Origin of the sequence: Sulfuricaulis limicola, from assembly GCF_002355735.1 — a bacterium.
GTDB lineage: Bacteria > Pseudomonadota > Gammaproteobacteria > Acidiferrobacterales > Sulfurifustaceae > Sulfuricaulis > Sulfuricaulis limicola.
In genome coordinates this window covers 555,919-571,995 of sequence record NZ_AP014879.1, presented here as the reverse complement: position 1 = coordinate 571,995, position 16,077 = coordinate 555,919, and the positions used below count along the sequence as shown (strand labels likewise).

The following is a 16,077-nucleotide window of genomic DNA, read 5'->3' as shown; positions in this document are numbered from 1 at the left end:
TTGTCCTCGAACGGCCGCGAAGCTTACCAGAGCCCGGAAACCGGCGGAAGCCGTGAAGATCCCGCGGCAATGATCAGGTCTCGATATCCAGCCGGTGGGCCTTGCGACCGCCGCGCTCGGTCTTCTCGACCGCGCCAACGTGCTGCAGCATCAGGCGGGCAAAATCCACGCTGCGGTGAACCAGCTCGCGCGCGCCGCGGCGCAATTCCTCGCTGTGCTGCACATGCTGCACATTGCGTTCCATGTCCTCCGCCGACCAGCCGCGCGAATGCGCGATGTAGGGAAACTGGGGGAACTGGAAACCCAGCTCGGAATAAAATCCGAGCAGGTGTCCGGCCACGTCCTGCACGTTGTCCTGTCCGCCCATAATGATGAATCCGGCGACCTTGTTTTGAATCAATACGCGATCCCTGATGGTGATCTGGTTCTGCACGCAGTTAAGCCGTTCGGCCATCTTGTAATGCAGCGAGCCCGAGGCGCCCCAGCGTATCGGCGTGGCCAGCAGCACCACGTCGGCCCAGTGCACCAGTGCTTCGTACACCTGATCCATCTGGTCTTCCGGGTCCATCTGCGTGATGGAACACGGCCAGGTGCAGGCGCGCGCGCTCTTGGAGTAATAACCCTCGCAATGGCGGAAACGCAGCTCATCCAGCCGGATCAAGCGTGTCTCGCACTGGAGTTCGGTGGTGGCATGATCGAGCGCCACCTGCAACAGCGCCTCGGAAGTGGAATAGCGCGGGTGGTCGCGGTCCATGGTCGTCGCGGAAATGCCGGCCACGCGTATCGGTCCTTCCTGGCGCCGGATCGGGCGTTCGAGCGGATGCGGCGGATGCGGCTTCTTGCGGCGCGGCGTCTGCGGTTCGAGTTGCACAAAGAGATGACCGCCCTCTTCCTTCACGGCATGGCTGGGCACGGCGTCTTCCTCGTAGCCGGGTTCACCCAATCCGGTGCGGCAGTGGAATTTCCAGTGATGCCAGGGACACACGACGTACTCGCCATCCAGATGGCCCTGTCCCAGCGGGCCGCCGGCGTGATTGCAGATGCCGGAGACCGCGCCGAATTTTCCGTCCTGCCAGGTAATCGCGAGTTTGGTATTTCCCGCGCTGACTTCCGTGACCGGTGCTTTCCGGAAGTTCCCGGCGGCGCCGAGATCGTGCCATGATTTCTTGTCCATCATCCTGCTCTCCTGCTGTCGCCCGGCGAAGGCGTCCATGATAGTTCCATCAATTCATATCCGGAAATGCCATCCCCCGGGCCAGATCAGGGATGCCGGCCGCGGCCGGATACGTGACCGATGCCAGATAAAGACCGTCGGGCGATGCGGTAACGCCGCCGGCCCGGCGGTCACGGGCCTCGAGCACTTCCCTGGCCCAGCCCGGTTCACGCTCGCCGGCGCCGATGGTCATGAGCACACCCGCCAGGTTGCGCACCATGTGGTGCAGGAAGGCGTTGGCATGGGCACGGATGTGCACGAACTCGCCGTGGCGCTGCACCTCGAGTGCGCGTAAAACGCGCACCGGGCTTTTGGCCTGGCACTCGATAGCGCGGAACGACGTGAAATCGTGTTCGCCGATCAGGTGTTTCGCCGCCGCCTGCATGGGCGCCACGTCGAGCAGGCGGTACTCATGCGTGACGCGCCGTGCCAGATACGTCGGCCGGACCGGGCGATTCAATATGATGTAATGATAATGCCGGCCGGTGGCGGAATAACGCGCGTGGAAGCCCTCGTCCACCGGCGCAGCCCACAGCAGCGCCACGTCCGGCGGCAGGTGCGTGTTGGTGCCGCGCACCCAGGAATATTCGCTGCGCATGGCGCTGGTGTCGAAGTGCAGCGCCTGCGCCAGCGCGTGCACGCCGGCGTCGGTGCGCCCGGCCACCGTCACGTGAATCGGCTGGTCCGCTACTTTGGACAAGGCCGCTTCGACGGCGGCCTGCACCGAACGCGCCTGCTCCTGCCGTTGCCAGCCGGAGAAGGCCGAACCGTCGTATTCGAGAATCGCGGCGATACGCATAAGGGGCGTATTCTACCCGCTCGATCTCACCGGAGTGGAACTAAAACCGCCGGCGCATTCAGTCGATGCCGCCGGGCAGCAGCATTTTCATGGTCTTTGAATGATGCTCACGCAGGTACAACACCACGGTCACGAGCGTGGTCGCAGCCACGAACACCCACGGGTGCACGAACCAGCCGAGGGCCGCGAGGCTGAAATAATAGGCGCGCAGCCCCTGATTGAAATCCTTCGAGGCATGGGTGCTGACCTCGGCGGCGCGACGCGCATAATCGTTATCAGTGGATTTCGGCGCGGCGCCGATCAGCACCGAGCAGTAATTGAACTGGCGCAGCGCCCAGGTGAACTTGAAAAACGCGTGCACGAAAACCACGCCCAGCACCAGCAGTTTCAGTTCCCACTGACCCAGCGTCGTGCCGGCCGCGAACGGCAGTGCGCGCACGATCTCGATGCCGCGGTCGCTGGCGCCGAGCATGGCCAGCAGTCCGGCCAGAATCAGCAGCGTGGTCGAGGCGAAGAACGACACGCCCTGCAACAGGTTGCGCAGGATATTGACGTCGGCGACACGGTTGTCGCGCAGCGCCATCTGGCGCATCCACTCCTCGCGGTGCGCGTGCATGACGGCGCGCAGCGAGCGTTTGCGCCAGACGCCGCGGTCCGCGTACCAGGTATAACCGACCCAGATGGCGACGAACCAGGCCAAGCTCAGGATATCGGCGGTGGGGATGTCGAACATGCCTGCCTCCGTTGTTCAGTGTGTGGACGACACTGTCTCACGCCTTGAGTTTCTGCTCCACGAGCCGCTTCAGCTCGCCGAGCGAGCGACACCGGTCGATTTCCTCTCGGCTTATCCACGGTTTCAGGCCGTCTTCCATTTTCAGGAAAATCGCCGGCAGCTTCACGTCACGCAAGCCATGGCGCTCCACCAGTTCGTCCCGGTGCAGGAATTCCACCGGCACCCCGAGCCCGGCGACGAAATTTTTCCATTCGTCACGCATGCTGAACGTCGAGTGCGTGATGGCGCAAAGATTACAGGCATAGGTTTGCGGCGAAACGATCTTGTGGCCGATGTCGAGCAGTGTACTGACGAAACCGCTGTCGGCGTTGTAGACAAATACCAGTGCGGGTTTTTTCATTGAACGCGCGGAAACGTCCGGTCACAGATTGCGCTGTACCGCGAAAATCGCCGGCTCATCCGGCATGGCACTCACGGAGAAGCCGAGCCGCTTGACGAGCGAAAGCATCGCGCCGTTCTCGGCCAGCACCTCGCCCTCCATGATCTTGAACCCCTTGGCCTTGGCGGCTTCCATCAGCAACGTGAGCAGCCGCGCGCCGACCCCTTTGGTCTGCCATTCGTCGTCGACCACGATGGCGAACTCGCAGCTGTCGCCGTCCGGGTTGACGCCGTAGCGCGCCACCGCGATTTCGACCTCCTTGCCGTCCTGCATCACCACGGCGATCAGCGCCAGTTCGCGGTCGTAGTCGATCTGCGTGAAGCGCACGAGCATCTCCGGGCTGAGTTCCTCCAGCGTCTGCATGAAGCGCATGTAACGCGCCTGCGGCGACAGGTTGCGCACGAACGCCGCCTCGATGTCCGCGTCCTCCGGGCGGATTGGCCGCAACACGATATCGGTCCCGTCCGGCAGCTGCATGTGCGAAACCAGGTGGGTCGGGTACGGGTAAATCGTCATGTGCCCGTAGCGGTCGCGCCGCGGCGGCGGCGTTTCCACCACGATGCGCACGTCCAGCGCCACGGCCCCCTGCTCGTCGGCCACCAGCGGGTTGATGTCGAGCTCCCTTATTTGCGGCAGTTCGCAGACCATTTCCGACACCGCCAGCAGCACCTGCTCGAGCGCGGCATGATTGACGGCCGGCATGTGACGAAACGCCCCGATCAGTCTGGCGGCGCGCGTATTGCGGATGAGGTCCCGGACGATGAAGGTATTGAGCGGTGGCAGCGCGCAAGCGCGGTCGCGCAGCACCTCGATCGCCACGCCACCCAGCCCGAAACTTATCACCGGCCCGAAAACCTCGTCGCGTATCACGCCCACGTGCAGCTCGCGTCCATGCGGATTCTTGTACATGCGCTCCACGGTCGCTCCGGTGATGTGCGCCTGCGGCCGCTGGCGCTGCACCGACTCGACCAGCTCGTGGTACACCGTGCGCACCGCCTGGGCGTTGCCGATATTGAGACGCACGCCGTTGACATCGGACTTGTGCGTGATGTCGGGCGAGGCGATCTTGAGCGTCACCGGGTAACCGATCGACTCCGCCATCACCAGCGCCTCGTTCCCGCTGTGCGCCTCCATCGCCGGCAACTGCGGAATGCCGAACGCGCTCAGCACCGCGCGCGCTTCCATGCCGGTCAGCAGCGCCCGGCGTTCGGCGAGCGCGGTGTCGATGATCAGGTGGGCGCCCTCGACGTCCGGACTGCTGTGCGGCGACAGCGGGCCCGGCACCTGGCGCAGCAGCTGCTGGTTGCGCTGGTAATTGGCGAGATAGGCGAAGGCCTCGACCGACGCCTCGGGGCTGGGAAATTCCGGGAGCTGATGCTCGGTAAAAAACGCGCGCGCCACCAGCACATGCGCCTCGCCCATCCAGCAAGCCAGCACCAGCTTGTCGGTGCCGGCCGCGAGTTCCACGACATGCCTGGCCGCCGCGAGCGGGTCGGTCATGGCCTGCGGGGTCAGCATCACCAGCAGCCCATCCACGTTGGAATCGGCCAGACAAGCCTCGGCGGCGGCGCGAAACCGCAATGGATCCGCGTCACCCAGAATGTCCACCGGGTTGCCGTGCGACCAGTGCGAAGGCAGCAGCTTGTTGAGTCGCGCCATGGTGGTCTCCGACAAGGCCGCCAGTTCGACCCCGAGGTCGGCCGCGCGATCCGCGGCGAGCACGCCGGGTCCGCCCGCGTTGGTCACGATCGCCAGCCGGTGACCGCGCGCGCGGTACTTCGTGGCCAGCAACTCCGCGGCGGAGAACAGCTGCTCGATGGTCATGGCGCGCACCGCGCCGGCGCGAGCCAGCGCGGCGTCGAACACGTCGTCCGCCCCCACCAGGGCGCCGGTATGCGACAGCGCGGCGCGCGACCCGGCGGCGTGCCGGCCGGCCTTGACGACCACGACCGGCTTCAGGCGCGCGGCCACGCGCAGCGCGCTCAGGAACCGGCGCGATCGCCGGATGCCCTCGATGTAGAGCAGGATGCTGCGCGTGGCGGGATCCACCGCCAGGTAATCCAGCAGGTCGCCAAAATTGATATCGGCCCCGTCGCCGAGCGACACCACCGCCGAGAAACCCACGCGATGCGCCTCGGCCCAGTCGAGAATCGCGGTGCACAGCGCGCCGGATTGCGACACCAGCGCGAGCGAGCCGGAGCGCGCGGAATTGTTGGTGAACGTGGCATTGAGTTTTGACGCGGGGCGTATCAGCCCGAGGCAGTTCGGCCCGAGCAGGCGCATGTGGTAACGCCGCGCCTCGGCCAGCAGCGCCGTTTCGAGCTCGATGCCAGTGGTCTTTTCCTGGCCTTCGGCGAACCCCGCGGAATGGATGATCGCCGCGCGCACGCCATGTTCGCCGCATTCATGGATGATCGCCGGCACCGTGGCGGCCGGCGTGGCAATCACCGCGAGGTCGATGGATGCTTCCGTTTCACCGATCGAGCGGAAACAGCGCCGTCCCGCGACGCTCTCGTGCTTGGGGTTGATGGGAAACACCGGCCCGTCGAAACCGGCCGCGAGTATGTTGCGCAGAACATGCCCGCCGACCGAGTCCTTGCGGTCCGACGCGCCGAAAACCGCGATGGCGCGCGGGGCAAACAATCGATCAAGATAATGCGGGCCCATGGGTCAGTGCTCTCCGTGCACTACGTCGTGGGCTCCATTGTACGCGCAAGCCGGGCATTTTGTTGCGCCGCCAGGATTGGCATCAATGGATTGGAGAAGGAAATTACCCGAACCCAAAACATAAACGCCGCTTTCGCGGCGTTTATGTTTACTCCTTTACTTCGATTCCCTGTACTTCCTGGTATCCCTTCGGCAACCGCGAACCGCGCTGGGCGCGTTCGCCCTCGTAAAGCTCGACCTCCTCGCGCGACACGGTGAGATCGCCCTTGGCAGTGTGGACCACGAGCGGCTTGCCTTCGCCGAAAACCGCGACGCCGGCAACGGCCTCCTCGCGCTTGGCGAATTTCGCCGTGGGGACGTTGAGAATCCTGTTGCCCTTGCCCCGGGGCATCTGCGGCAGGTCCTTCACTTTGAACACCAGCATCTGGCCGGTGCTGGTGACGGCCGCGAGCAGGTCCTTTTTAAGGTCACTGACCGGCTGCGGTGGCAGGACTTTCGCGTCCTTGGTGGCTTTGAGCACCGTCTTGCCGGCCTTCTTGTTCGAAACCAGGTCCTCGAGCTTCGCGACGAAACCATAACCCGCGTTGGTCGCCAGCAGGTACAGATCCTCCGGGGCTCCCATCATGGTCCCAGCCCAGGTGGCGCCCGGCGGCGGATTGAGGCTCGAGCTCAGGGGTTCGCCGTGGCCGCGCGCCGACGGCAGCTTGTGCGCCGGCAATGAATAGGTGCGGCCGGTGGAGTCAATGAACACCGCCAGCTGGTTGCTCTTGCCGCGCGCGGCCTGGTGGAATTTGTCACCGGCCTTGTAGTCGAGCGTGCGCGGGTCCATGTCGTGGCCCTTGGCGGCGCGCACCCAGCCCTTCTCGGACAGGATCACGGTCACCGGTTCGGTCGGCAGCAGCGCGGTCTGGTCGATCTGCTGCGCGGCCTCGCGCTCGACCAGCGGCGAGCGGCGCGCGTCACCGTATTCATGCGCGTCGGCGATGAGTTCGTCACGCACCACCTGCTTCAGCAACCGTGCGGATTTGAGTGTCTTCTCCAGGTGCTGGCGCTCACGGGTCAGCTCGTCCTGCTCGCCACGGATTTTCATTTCCTCGAGCTTGGCGAGGTGACGCAAGCGGGTTTCGAGGATCGCTTCCGCCTGGATCTCGGTCAGCTTGAAGCGCTTCATGAGCACCGGCTTCGGTTCGTCCTCGCGTCGGATGATGCGGATGACCTCGTCCAGGTTCAGGAACGCGGCCAGCAGGCCGTCGAGGATGTGCAGCCGGGCCTCGACGCGCTCGAAGCGGTGCTGCAGGCGCCGGCGCACGGTCTCGGTGCGGAACTTGAGCCACTCCTTGAGCAGTTCCTTGAGGTTGTACACCCGTGGCCGGCCGTCGAGGCCGATCATGTTCAGGTTCACGCGATAGCTGCGCTCGAGGTCGGTGGTGGCGAACAGGTGCGACATCAGCTCCACCGGATCGATGCGGTTGGAGCGCGGCACGATCACCAGGCGCGTCGGGTTCTGGTGGTCGGACTCGTCGCGCAGGTCCTCGACCATGGGCAGCTTCTTTTGCTGCATCTGCTGCGCGATCTGCTCGATGACCTTGGAGCCCGACACCTGGTACGGCAGCGCCGTGATCACGATATTGCCGTCCTCGCTCTCCCAGCGGGCGCGGGCGCGGATCGAGCCGTTGCCGGTTTCGTAGATGGCGCGGATTTCGCTCTTCGGGGTGATGATCTCGGCCTCGGTCGGATAGTCCGGGCCCTTGATGTGCTTGAACAGGTCCTTGAGACCGGCGTCCGGCTCCTCCAGCAGGTGCACGCAGGCCGCGGCCACCTCGCGCACGTTGTGCGGCGGGATGTCGGTGGCCATGCCGACGGCGATGCCGGTGGTGCCGTTGAGCAGGACATGCGGCAGGCGCGCCGGCATGGTTCGCGGCTCCTGCAGCGTGCCGTCGAAGTTGGGCGCCCATTCCACCGTGCCCTGCTCCAGCTCGGACAGCAGGATCTGCGCGAAGCGCGTGAGCCGCGACTCGGTGTAGCGCATGGCGGCGAACGACTTGGGATCGTCGGGCGAGCCCCAGTTGCCCTGGCCGTCGATGAGCGGATAGCGGTAGCTGAACGGCTGGGCCATCAGCACCATGGCCTCGTAACAGGCAGTGTCGCCGTGCGGATGGAACTTGCCGAGCACGTCGCCCACGGTGCGCGCCGATTTCTTGTGCTTGCTGGCGGCGCTGAGCCCAAGCTCCGACATCGCGTAAATGATGCGCCGTTGCACCGGCTTGAGGCCGTCGCCGATATGCGGCAGCGCGCGATCGAGGATGACGTACATGGAATAGTCCAGGTACGCCTTCTCGGTGAATGTTGACAGCGGCAAGCGTTCGATCGAAGCCACACGCGGACGCGTGATGGGTTGCGCCTTGCCGCGCGTGGCCCGGGTCTTCTTGGTCGCGCCGTTTCCCTTGCCCGTGGTTTTCTTCGCCATCAGTGTTTCGCCTCGGCGGTCCGTTTCAACGCCAGATTCATCAGGTTGAAGGCCTTGGTTGTTTTGCCGGAAATGAAGGGCATGATCAGCGCCGCCAGCAGACCGGAGAAATGCTCGCGCTGGATGAAGCGCACGCCCTTGATGCCGTTCGGTATGATAAAGAACGCCTGCTCGCGGTCGAACACGCCTTCCAGCAGTCGCCGGCGGCGCCAGCGCAGTTCGGTGGCGGGGATGGCCTTGACGATGCGCGCTGAAAATTTAAATGCATGGCTGTTCGGAAAACGCGCCTGGATTTTCAGGCGCGCGCCCGATGAGGAGTTTCCCTGGACGGATACGAGGTACGGATTCCATTTCGGATAGGACGGGAAATCCGTCAACACGCGCCACACGATCTCGGCCGAGGTGGCGACGTCCACGGCTGTCTTGATGGTCGGCATCAGAGCACCTCCGCCTTGTTGCCATTCTTCTCGAGCCAGCTCTTGCGATCGGCGGCGCGCTTCTTGCCGAGCAGCATGTCGAGCATCTTGCTGGTGTTGTCGCCGGCCGCGATTTCGAGCTGCACCAGCCGGCGTGTCTTCGGGTCCATGGTGGTCTCACGCAGCTGTTCGGGATTCATCTCGCCCAGGCCCTTGAAGCGCGTCACCATCGGTTTGGCGCGCGCGCCACTCGACTCGATGCGCTTGAGCAGCGCCTGTTTCTCCTCATCGTCGAGCGCGTAATAAATCTCCTTGCCGACGTCGACGCGGTACAGCGGCGGCATGGCGACGCACACGCGCCCGTCCGCCACCAGCGGCCGGAAATGACGCACGAACAGCGCGCACAGCAGCGTGGCGATATGTGCGCCGTCGGAATCGGCGTCGGCCAGGATGCAGACCTTGCCGTAACGCAGGCCTTCGAGATTGCTCGAACCCGGGTCCACGCCCAGCGCCACGGCGATGTCATGCACCTCCTGCGAGCCCAGCACCTCGGCCGGGTCCACTTCCCAGGTGTTCAGGATCTTGCCGCGCAACGGCATGATGGCCTGGAAGTCGCGGTCGCGCGCCTGCTTGGCCGAGCCGCCGGCGGAATCACCCTCCACCAGAAACAGCTCGGTGCGCGACAGATCCTGGGCCACGCAATCGGCGAGCTTGCCGGGCAGCGCCGGGCCGGTGCCGATTTTCTTGCGCGCCACCTTCTTGTCGGCGCGCTGGCGTTCCTGCGCGGCCTCGATGGCGAGTGCCGCAATCTTCTCGGCGTCGGCCACGTGGTGGTTGAGCCACAGGCTGAAAGAGTCCTTGGTCACGCCCTGCACGAAGCTGGCGGCCTCGCGCGAGGTCAGGCGCTCCTTGGTCTGGCCCGAGAACTGCGGGTCGCGCATCTTGAGCGAGAACACGTAACTCGACTTGCCCCAGATGTCCTCGGGCGCGAGCTTCACCCCGCGCGGCAGCAGGTCGCGGAACTCGCAGAACTCGCGCATGGCGTCGGTCAGGCCGGCGCGGAAACCATTGATGTGCGTACCGTCCTGCGTGGTCGGGATGAGGTTGACGTAACTCTCCATGATCGGCTCGCCGCCCGCCGGCAGCCACACGATGGCCCAGTCCACCTCGCCGTCGTCGCCTTTATGGTGGCCGACGAAGGGCTCGTCGGGAAGATACTCCCAGCCCTCGATCTGGGTCTTGAGGTAATCCGTGAGGCCGTCCTCGTAATGCCACTCCTCGTTGTCCTTGCTGTCGGCCTCGTTGGTGAAGCTGATGTACAGGTCCGGACACAGCACCGCCTTGGCGCGCAGCACGTGCTTCAGGCGCGGGACATGGAATTTCACCGTGTCGAAGAACTGGGCGTCGGGCCAGAAACGGATGATGCTGCCGGTGACGTTTTTTTCCGCCTTGCCAACCGCTTTCAGTTCGGAGGTCTTCTGGCCGTCGGCATAGGCCATGCGGTATTCCTTGCCGTCGCGCCGCACCGTGACTTCCAGCTTGTGCGACAGCGCGTTGACCACCGACACGCCGACGCCATGCAGGCCGCCGGAGTAGGTGTAATTCTTGTTCGAAAATTTTCCGCCCGCGTGCAGACGCGTGAGGATCACCTCGACGCCCGACACACCCTCTTCCTTGTGCTTGTCCACCGGCATGCCGCGGCCGTTGTCCGCGACCGAGAGCGAGCCGTCGCCGTGCAGCGTGACGTCGATGGCGCTGCAATGCCCCGCGATGGCCTCGTCCACGCTGTTGTCGACGACCTCCTGGGCGAGATGGTTGGGACGGTCGGTCTGGGTATACATACCCGGACGGCGGCGCACCGGCTCGAGGCCGGTCAGGACTTCAATGGCGGAGGAATCGTAGGCGGCGCTCATGGGCGGTCAGGCAATCCTGAAATAAACGAAGTTCATCGGCGTTACCGGGTCAGCAGGCGCACAAGGTCCTCGGGGGTCCGGGCAGAGGCATGCGCATCGCAGATGTAATCCTGGTAGAGATGATAACGAAAGGCATTGCTCGCGGGCCGCGGTATGGCACGCCACGCGGCATGCTTGACCGGCGTGAACGTCTGTTCCGGGCTGCCGATGGCATAGGTCTTGTATTCCCGGGTTTCACAGCGCAGGCCGTCGTAGAAAACACTGCGCGCACCGGAGGGGCTTTGCACCACGAGCGAAAACCGCGCGACGCGATCCGGGCCGCGCGACAGCGACGCGCGGTCGATATAGATTTTAAGAGTGTCCGTCGCGGGCAGGAGGACCGCCAGGAGATTCTCGTCCCGGGGGTATGGTGGGAGGGTAATATCGCTTTCCTTCCACCGCTCCGCCTGGCTCTCGTCGAAATCGAAATACTCCTTTTCCATCCCGTAGGCATCGCGCTTGGCGTGGACTGGAGAAATGGCGGCGAACACCGCCATGAACAGCAGCAGGCGGGCGAAGAAAAATCTTTTTTCCCCGACTCGCTGAGAGATAAAACGGGTGGCTCCTTGCATCGGGCGCGCAGTATACAGCAGATGCGCGCCGCGCACGAGACATCACGCCGCGCGCATGTCAGGGCGCGATGACATTACGTCCGATGCTGCGCGTCAGCCGGACAGGTCCTGCGCCAGGGAGTCGCGTGTCGCGACCGGGACGGGATCGACCTGATGGTTGTAGGCCGGATGATCGATGCCCATGGAAATCGCCGCACCCTGCTTGACCGCCCTGACCATGTCGGGTGTCAGCTCGAAGCGCAGGAAGTGGACCGAAGACGTTTTCTCCTCGTCCTCGCGCTCCAGATCTTCGTCGGCAATCGGACGCACCGGCTCGAAACCGGCCACGCGCGCCCATACGTGTTTTTCCACGCCTTTCAGACGCCTCAAGGACGCGCGGCGCTCCTCGACATCCGGGAACTCGACCATAAACGTCGCCTTCCAGTTATGACCGTCCGGGATGAGGGGGTTATAGGCCTCCAGCTCATCGTTGATGCCGCCGGATTCGAAAATGCGCTCGATGCGGAGCATTTCCTGCACCTGGTATTGCATGGTGAGCCGGTCTTCAAAATACAACGTAGCGTTCGGGCCGATGACGACTCGACGGTTTTGCTTGTGCGCCATGACCTGTGCGCGAAATCCGGGACGGACCTCGGCATATTTTTCAAGCGAATAGAGATCATCGCGGGTCAGCTTCTTCATGGAAATCCTCTCGCTCATGGAAGTCTGTATATTCATCGCATCACCTCATTATTTAAATGCCGTAGGCTTGGCGCAACAACGACATCGGATGTTCCGGCTTCATGTCGCCCTCCAGGCCGTTCTCGATCTGGTGCCCGGCCATGGGGCAATCGCTGGAATAATGATCCGGCTTGGCCTGCTCCACCCGGTTCACCACGGGTTTGCAGATCTTCATGGAAATCTTGTGGCACTCGCTTTTCACCGCGTAGGTGCCGTCATGCCCGGAACAGCGCTCGATGGTGTCGATCTTGGTGTTGGGCACGAGGCTCAGCGCCTCGCGGGTCTTGAGACCGATGTTCTGCACGCGCAGGTGACACGGCACGTGGTACGCCACAGACCCCAGCTCCTGCCTGAAATCGGTTTTCAGTTTCCCCTCTTTGTGCCGCAGCATCAGGTACTCGAACGGATCGAAAATGGCCTGCCTGACCCTGGCCACCTCGGGATCGTCGGGAAACATGAGCGGCAGTTCCTGCTTGAACATCAGCACGCAGGACGGCACCGGCGCGACGATGTCCCAGCCCGCGTCCACGAGTTTGGCCAGCACCGGGATATTGGCCTCTTTGGCGCGCGCCACGGCCTCGAGGTCACCCAGTTCCAGCTTGGGCATGCCGCAGCAACGTTCCTTCTCCGCCAGTGTCACGGGAATGCCGTTGTGCTCGAAAACGGCGATCAGATCTTCGCCGACATGCGGTTCGTTATAGTTACCGTAACAGGTGGCGAACAGCGCGACCTTGCCGCGTGTGCGTCCGGCCGGCTCGGGTGTCAACACGTCACCATTCCGGTTCTTCATGCGCTTGCGCAGCGTCTTGCTGTGATACTCCGGCAATACCGCATCCGGATGTACGCCTAATACCTTGTCCAGCATCTTGCGCATGGCGCCGGACCGGTTTGCGGCATTCACCGTCTGCACAATCACCGGAATACCGGCCAGCTTGCCGACCATGTCGGTGCTGGTCAGCAGCCTGTCACGCTTTTTGATGTCACCCTTCCTGAACTTCACCGCCTTGGCGCGCAGCATCAGGTGCGGAAAATCGATGTTCCATTCGTGCGGCGGCACGTACGGGCACTTGGTCATGAAACACAGGTCGCACAGATAGCAGTGATCGACGACCTGCCAGTAATCCTCCTTCTTGACGCCGTCCATTTCCAGCGTCGGCGAATTGTCGACGAGGTCGAATAGTGAGGGGAAAGAATGGCACAGACTGACACAGCGACGGCATCCGTGGCAGATATCGAACACGCGCTCGAGCTCTTCCATGAGCGCTTCTTCGTTGTAAAACCCGGGATCGCGCCACTCCAGAGGATGCCTTGTCGGCGCCTGGAGACTGCCTTCACGTCGGCCTTCAGTCGGTTGGCTCATGGTCGTGTCTGCCTGATCAATGAATTCAGAACATCCTGCTCTCAGGGGGTGCGCGCAGCTTTGATAGCAATCAAAGCCGGCAATAATGAAACAACGGGGCTGGAGTACCAACCCCGCCGTTCATTCATTTCCGAGATTTACTTGCCCAGGGTATCGAGAGCCTTCTGGAACCGATTGGCGTGGGAACGCTCGGCCTTGGCCAGCGTCTCGAACCAGTCGGCGATTTCGGCAAAGCCTTCGTCGCGCGCGGTCTTGGCCATGCCCGGGTACATGTCGGTGTACTCGTGAGTCTCGCCGGCAATGGCGGCCTTCAGGTTGTCCGAGGTTGCGCCGATCGGCATGCCGGTGGCCGGATCGCCACACTGCTCCAGGTACTCCAGGTGACCGTGGGCGTGGCCGGTTTCGCCTTCCGCGGTGGAGCGAAATACGGCCGAAACGTCGTTAAAGCCTTCCACGTCGGCCTTGGCGGCGAAATACAGATAACGACGGTTGGCCTGGGATTCGCCGGCAAAGGCCTCCTTCAGGCTGGTTTCGGTCTTGCTTCCTTTGAGCTTTGACATGATTAACTCCTCATTTTTAGACAGTTAACAGTAATATTATGAATTTAAAAGGAATTTAAATGAAATACTTTGATTTAAGGCAATATAATTTACCGAAACAGCAATCGAATAGCTCGATTTAGAATTATTCTAAATTAGTGAGAATACACTGTCAACAACACAGGCAGTGCCTTCATCAGGCAGATGGAGATTAAAGAGAATCTGGCTATTCTTAGGCTTGGACGTCATCCACTGTCTGCATGGAAGCGATGACAGCTCGCAGGGCGAAAATACCTACAGCAATCCTCCGTCACGACCGGCATGTCGTATGCCCGCAAGAAATGGATGGAGCAGATTATGACAGACGCATGCAACTACCGGAAAACAGGAGGAAAAATGATTTGGCGCATGCGGATATCTGAGACTATATTTGAAAGATTCAGCGCCTTGGCAGTGACGCTCACCTGAATCCACCACGATGGCAACCGCAAGCACGGCAAGCAACCTGAGCGGCCTCGCACTGAGGCTGGTGCGCGACAATCTGCTCAGTCCGGCGGACGCGGAACGCATCCAGACAGAAGCGCTCTCCAAAAAAACTTCCTTTGTCACGCAACTGGTCGAAAGCAAGAAACTCGACAGCGCCACCATCGCCAAGGTGGCATCCGAGGATTTCGGCATACCGCTGTATGAAATCAACTCGCTCGATCTGGAAATGGCCCCGGTCAAGCTGGTCGATGAAAAAATCATCCGGCGCCATCATGTCCTGCCCCTGTTCAAACGCGGGACGAGACTTTTTGTCGCCGTCGCCGACCCCACCAATCTGCAGGCTCTGGATGAAATCAAGTTTCACACGGGGCTTGGCACGGAGCCGATCCTCGTCGAAGAGGCCAAGCTCGCTGTCATCATCGAAAAGTCACTGGACGCGCAAGATACGAGCTTGGCCGATCTGTCCGGCGATGACAGCCTGGAAAACCTCGAAATCGTCGCTGGCGAGGAAGATGAGGCAAAGGGTGCCGCTGGCGGCGAGGAGGGCGTCAACGATGCTCCGGTCGTCAAATTCGTCAACAAGGTTCTGATGGACGCCATCAACCGCGGCGCCTCGGATATCCATATCGAGCCGTACGAAAAAATCTACCGCGTGCGCTACCGGCAGGACGGCATATTGCACGAAGTGGCCAATCCGCCGATAGCCTTGTCCGCCCGCATCGCCGCGCGCATCAAGATTCTTTCCAGGCTCGATATTGCGGAACGACGTGTTCCGCAGGACGGCCGCATCAAGATGCGCATATCGAAGAATCGCGCGATCGATTTCCGTGTCAGTACGCTGCCAACGCTTTGGGGCGAGAAAATCGTGATGCGTATTCTCGACCCGACCTCCGCCACGCTCGGCGTGGAAAAACTTGGGTTCGAGGATTTCCAGAAACAACTGTTCCTTGAGGCCGTCCATCGCCCTTACGGCATGGTGCTGGTCACCGGGCCGACCGGTAGCGGCAAAACCGTCACCCTCTACACGGCGGTTAACATACTCAACACACCGGATACCAATATTTCCACGGCGGAAGACCCGGTGGAAATCAACCTGTCCGGCGTCAACCAGGTAAACATCAACGACAAGGCCGGACTCAATTTTGCCTCGGCGCTGCGCGCCTTCCTGCGCCAGGACCCGGACGTCATCCTCGTCGGCGAAATCCGCGATCTTGAAACGGCCGAGATTGCCATCAAGGCGGCACAAACGGGCCACATGGTGCTTTCCACCCTGCACACGAACGATGCGCCATCCACGCTGACCCGTCTCGCCAACATGGGGGTACCGCCGTTCAACATCGCTTCGGCGGTCAATCTGATTGTTGCCCAACGCCTGGCGCGGCGACTGTGCGCGCATTGCAAGAAACCCCTCGACATCCCCAAACCGGCATTGCTAAAGGCCGGTTTCAGGGAAGAAGACCTTCCCGGTCTCGTTGTTTATGGCCCGGTTGGTTGCGATGCCTGCAATGGCGGCTATAAAGGACGTGTGGGTATCTATCAGGTCATGCCGGTGACGGAAGAAATCGGCGCCATCATCATGCGCGGTGGCAACCAGCTGGATATCGAAAAGCAGGCCAGAAAGGAAGGCGTTCCCGATCTGCGGCAGGCAGGTCTGATGAAGATCAAGGCTGGTGTCACCAGCCTGGAAGAAGTCGAAGCGGCAACCAACGAGTAA

Annotated in this window: 13 protein-coding genes; 1 reads left to right on the top strand and 12 read right to left on the bottom strand. The window is 62.3% G+C overall.

Annotated features, from left to right (window positions below):
* Positions 1-73: 73 nt before the first annotated feature.
* From SCL_RS02830 to SCL_RS02775, 12 genes are all read right to left on the bottom strand, one after another.
* A complete protein-coding gene (locus tag SCL_RS02830) occupies positions 74-1,213 on the bottom strand; it encodes a Rieske 2Fe-2S domain-containing protein (RefSeq protein WP_197702685.1) in 1,140 nt (379 codons plus the stop codon).
* Between the two features lie 10 nt (positions 1,214-1,223).
* Positions 1,224-2,012 (bottom strand): tRNA pseudouridine(38-40) synthase TruA, encoded by a 789-nt coding sequence (gene truA / locus SCL_RS02825; protein ID WP_096359809.1) that lies wholly within the window; start codon positions 2,010-2,012, stop codon positions 1,224-1,226.
* 58 nt (positions 2,013-2,070) lie between these two features.
* Positions 2,071-2,745: a DUF599 domain-containing protein gene (locus SCL_RS02820; RefSeq protein WP_096359807.1), complete on the bottom strand. Its 675-nt coding sequence runs from the start codon at positions 2,743-2,745 to the stop codon at positions 2,071-2,073.
* 37 nt (positions 2,746-2,782) lie between these two features.
* Positions 2,783-3,145 carry a hypothetical protein gene (locus SCL_RS02815; RefSeq protein ID WP_096359805.1) on the bottom strand — a complete coding sequence of 121 codons (363 nt, stop codon included), beginning with the start codon at positions 3,143-3,145 and terminating at the stop codon, positions 2,783-2,785.
* A gap of 21 nt (positions 3,146-3,166) precedes the next feature.
* Positions 3,167-5,851: a bifunctional acetate--CoA ligase family protein/GNAT family N-acetyltransferase gene (locus SCL_RS02810; protein WP_096359803.1), complete on the bottom strand. Its 2,685-nt coding sequence runs from the start codon at positions 5,849-5,851 to the stop codon at positions 3,167-3,169.
* A 148-nt stretch (positions 5,852-5,999) separates the two neighbouring features.
* Positions 6,000-8,318, bottom strand: a complete 2,319-nt coding sequence (parC, locus tag SCL_RS02805) for a DNA topoisomerase IV subunit A (RefSeq protein ID WP_096359801.1) — start codon at positions 8,316-8,318, stop codon at positions 6,000-6,002.
* Entirely contained in the window at positions 8,318-8,755 is a 438-nt protein-coding gene (locus tag SCL_RS02800; RefSeq protein ID WP_096359799.1) for an SRPBCC domain-containing protein, read from the bottom strand. Before SCL_RS02800 ends, parC begins: the two co-directional genes overlap by 1 nt.
* Positions 8,755-10,647 carry a DNA topoisomerase IV subunit B gene (gene parE, locus SCL_RS02795; RefSeq protein ID WP_096359797.1) on the bottom strand — a complete coding sequence of 631 codons (1,893 nt, stop codon included), beginning with the start codon at positions 10,645-10,647 and terminating at the stop codon, positions 8,755-8,757. The genes SCL_RS02800 and parE overlap by 1 nt, the downstream gene beginning before the upstream one ends.
* A gap of 41 nt (positions 10,648-10,688) precedes the next feature.
* Positions 10,689-11,258: a CNP1-like family protein gene (locus SCL_RS02790; protein WP_148664957.1), complete on the bottom strand. Its 570-nt coding sequence runs from the start codon at positions 11,256-11,258 to the stop codon at positions 10,689-10,691.
* 93 nt (positions 11,259-11,351) lie between these two features.
* Positions 11,352-11,957 carry a DUF3501 family protein gene (locus tag SCL_RS02785; protein WP_420823634.1) on the bottom strand — a complete coding sequence of 202 codons (606 nt, stop codon included), beginning with the start codon at positions 11,955-11,957 and terminating at the stop codon, positions 11,352-11,354.
* A 34-nt stretch (positions 11,958-11,991) separates the two neighbouring features.
* Complete coding sequence (locus tag SCL_RS02780; protein WP_096359791.1) at positions 11,992-13,338, bottom strand: heterodisulfide reductase-related iron-sulfur binding cluster; 1,347 nt, start codon at positions 13,336-13,338, stop codon at positions 11,992-11,994.
* Between the two features lie 137 nt (positions 13,339-13,475).
* Positions 13,476-13,898 carry a rubrerythrin family protein gene (locus SCL_RS02775; RefSeq protein ID WP_096359789.1) on the bottom strand — a complete coding sequence of 141 codons (423 nt, stop codon included), beginning with the start codon at positions 13,896-13,898 and terminating at the stop codon, positions 13,476-13,478.
* A 457-nt stretch (positions 13,899-14,355) separates the two neighbouring features.
* Between SCL_RS02775 and pilB the strand changes: the two genes are divergently transcribed.
* A complete protein-coding gene (gene pilB, locus SCL_RS02770) occupies positions 14,356-16,077 on the top strand; it encodes a type IV-A pilus assembly ATPase PilB (RefSeq protein WP_172425894.1) in 1,722 nt (573 codons plus the stop codon).